Origin of the sequence: Peterkaempfera griseoplana (assembly GCF_001418575.1) — a bacterium.
GTDB classification, from domain to species: domain Bacteria; phylum Actinomycetota; class Actinomycetes; order Streptomycetales; family Streptomycetaceae; genus Peterkaempfera; species Peterkaempfera griseoplana.
This window is the reverse complement of record NZ_LIQR01000005.1, coordinates 1-2,686: the sequence shown is the minus strand read 5'-3', so window position 1 is coordinate 2,686 and position 2,686 is coordinate 1. Positions and strand designations below refer to the sequence as shown.

Sequence of the window (2,686 nt, the reverse complement as noted above, 5' to 3'; positions counted from 1 at the left end):
CGTCCGGCGACGCACTCGACCGGCCCCGCCACCCCGGCGTCGCAGGGTGCGCCCCCGGCGCCGTACAGCGCGCATCCCCGCAGGAGCACCGGGCCGGGCCCCCGTCACCCTCCACCAGCCACGTCCCTGGGCAGACCTCCCAGTGACGGTCCTCGGCATATCCGATGGTCTCCGCGAGCAGATCGCGTACNNGGCGCGGTCGCTCCCAGGGTCTCTTCCACGTGCTGCTCAACTACCGCGAGCCACGGGGGTTACGGGCCCGCCCCGACCGCGTCGTCCCGGGCGGCGGCACGGGAGGTCCGGAGGGGGCGCAGGAGTGAACGGACGACGGATGTGGGCGCCGGCCGCCTGTCTGGCCGCACCGTAGCGACCGGAGCCGGGATCTCCCGCGCGGCGGACGGTACGGCCATGGTGGTGGTCGCCGTCTGCAAGGGCCGCATCGATGCGGCGGTGCTGTGGGACAGCGCAGCGGAGGACCGTCACCTGGCCGAGTGGAGGCACCAGGGGCCGTCACCGGCTTCGCCATGTGGCCGCCGGCCGGCGACAGCGCCTGGACGGGCCGCTGCTCGGTCCACGGGCCGATCGCCGGTACGACCTCTGTGCCGCGACCCACGACGACACCAACTCGGGAATCGGAGTCGACTTCGGTGGGGACGACCTGCTGCACCTGGCGGTGGGCCGCGTACTCCACGAGCCTGAGGACTCCCTCGCCACCGTGACGCTCTCCCGCTTCCGCGCCCACGTCTGCGACTCCCTGCGCTGACCGCGGTGCTCGGCTCAGGCGGCGAGCGGGGCGGTGGCGGCGAAGGCGACGAAGGCGGTCCAGGCGGCCGGGGTGAAGGTGAGGCAGGGGCCGTCGGGGTCCTTGGAGTCACGGACGTGGACGGTGCCGGGGCAGGGGGCGACCTCGACGCAGTCGCCGCCCCCCGTGCCGCTGTGGCTGGACTTGCGCCAGGCCGCTGCGACCTCGACGCAGTTGCCGCCTTCGGTGCCGCTGTGGCTGGACTTGCGCCAGGCCACCCCGACCTCGACGCAGGCACCGCCCTCGGTGCCGCTGTGGCTGGACTTGAACCAGGTCAGGCCGTCCGTGCTCATGTATCCTCCGCCAACTTCCGGATGAAGCTTGCCGATTCCTCAGGGCTGAGAGCCTGTCGCAGGATCATCGCATGGCGCTGGGTGAGGATGCTGAGCCTTTCCGGCTCGGCGGACAGCACACCCGTGGTCTGGCCCTCCTCGTAGCCGAGCAGTTCGTGCTCGGGGGTCTCCAGCAGGACGAAAGGGCCGTTGAGCCCGGGGTGGACTCCGCCGTCGGGCATGACCTGCACGGTCACATGCCGGGGTGCGCCCGCCTCCACCAGGTGCAGCAGCTGGCTGCGGTGGGCCTCGGCGCTGCCGAGGCGGTGGCGCAGCGCCGTCTCCCCGATCACAAAGCCGAAGGACCGGGTCTGCTTCTCCAGGAGCCGCTGGCGCTCCAGCCGGGCGGCGGTCCGGGTCTCCACGGTCTCGTCGTCCAGCGGAGGCCAGTAGGCGCTCAGCAGCGTGCGGACGGTCTCCTCGGTCTGCAGAAGCCCTGGGATGAGCAGTGACTGGTACGAGTTGACGACGATGGCTTCGGCCTCGTAGCGCATGAAGTCCATTGCGAACGACTCGAACCGCTCGGGCTTCAGATAGTCCTGCCCCGCCAGCAGCACGCCGTGGGCGCCGCACATCTCGTCGGCGAGCTCCAGCAGCCGCAGGGCGGGCCTGCGGCGGCCCTGCTCCATCGACTTGACGGTCTCGTAGCTGTAGCCGACCTCCTTGGCCAGCTCCTCGCGGGTGACCCCCGCGCGGGTGCGCCAGAGCTTGATCTGGTTGCCGCAGTACCGCCACGCCGTCGGCGGCTGGGCACCCCCGGTGGTCATACGTCCCGCCTCCCCGCGGTCCATGCCGGGTACGGACACGCTCCGTACCCGGGTCGCTACTGCCGAGTGTAGGTGCGGGCGAGCACGCTGTGAACGGAGAACCGGACAACTCCCACCCCCGGGACGGACATGCCCGCACAACAGACCACCCCTGCCGCCGTGGTGCACGACGCCGGCTGGCGCTTCCCGCGCCACCCGCGCAGCCCCGGCCGGGCCCGCTCGGCCCTGCTGGGGCAGGCCGCCGTCTGGCGGCTGCCCGACGGGCCGACCGAGACAGCCGTGCTGCTGCTGAGCGAACTGGTCACCAACTCCTGCCGCCATGCCCGGGTGCCGCCGGGCCGGTACATCGGCGTGCGGTGCCGCGTCGTCGGCGGCCGTCTGCGGGTGGAGGTCTCCGACGCGGACGCCGCCCTGCCCGAGCGGCGGCGCGCCGATCCTGACGACGAGTCGGGACGCGGGCTGGAGCTGCTGGACGTGCTCGCCGAGGCCTGGGGTGCGTACCGGCGGGCGTGCGGGATCGGAAAGACGGTGTGGTTCGAGGTCGGCGGCTGCGGGCTCCCGTCGCAGCGGGCCTGAGCGGAGGGGCAGGTCGCGGGGTGGCGGGGGGTGCGGGGCACTGGTCACTCGTGACGGTGAGGTCGGGGCCGGCCAGGGGGGGTCCCGGGGCTGCGGCGGAGCCGCAGGTCAGGGTGGCGCGCGGCGGGGCGCACAGGTGCAGTTTCAGGGGCGCGTGGGGAGTCGAGCTGGTTACGAGGGGTACACCGTGCTGTCTCTTATACCAATCT

Annotated in this window: 4 protein-coding genes; 2 read left to right on the top strand and 2 right to left on the bottom strand. The window is 72.7% G+C overall.

The window, feature by feature from the left end; all coding sequences use genetic code 11:
- Positions 1-526 precede the first annotated feature (526 nt).
- On the top strand, positions 527-763 hold the full coding sequence (locus AOK09_RS00410; protein WP_055585052.1) for a hypothetical protein: 237 nt from the start codon (positions 527-529) through the stop codon (positions 761-763).
- Between the two features lie 14 nt (positions 764-777).
- Here the strand turns inward: AOK09_RS00410 and AOK09_RS00405 are convergent, their stop codons facing one another.
- On the bottom strand, positions 778-1,095 hold the full coding sequence (locus AOK09_RS00405; RefSeq protein ID WP_079062606.1) for a DUF397 domain-containing protein: 318 nt from the start codon (positions 1,093-1,095) through the stop codon (positions 778-780).
- Positions 1,092-1,901, bottom strand: coding sequence for a helix-turn-helix domain-containing protein (locus tag AOK09_RS00400; protein ID WP_055585051.1), 810 nt, complete (start codon positions 1,899-1,901; stop codon positions 1,092-1,094). The genes AOK09_RS00405 and AOK09_RS00400 overlap by 4 nt, the downstream gene beginning before the upstream one ends.
- A gap of 129 nt (positions 1,902-2,030) precedes the next feature.
- Between AOK09_RS00400 and AOK09_RS00395 the strand changes: the two genes are divergently transcribed.
- Positions 2,031-2,477 carry an ATP-binding protein gene (locus AOK09_RS00395; RefSeq protein WP_055585050.1) on the top strand — a complete coding sequence of 149 codons (447 nt, stop codon included), beginning with the start codon at positions 2,031-2,033 and terminating at the stop codon, positions 2,475-2,477.
- Positions 2,478-2,686 lie beyond the last annotated feature (209 nt).

Coding starts and splice junctions, on each gene's coding strand:
- AOK09_RS00405 (WP_079062606.1), bottom strand. CDS start 1,095: ATGAGCACGGACGGCCTGACCTGGTTCAAGTCCAGCCACAGCGGCACC.
- AOK09_RS00400 (WP_055585051.1), bottom strand. CDS start 1,901: ATGACCACCGGGGGTGCCCAGCCGCCGACGGCGTGGCGGTACTGCGGC.
- AOK09_RS00395 (WP_055585050.1), top strand. CDS start 2,031: ATGCCCGCACAACAGACCACCCCTGCCGCCGTGGTGCACGACGCCGGC.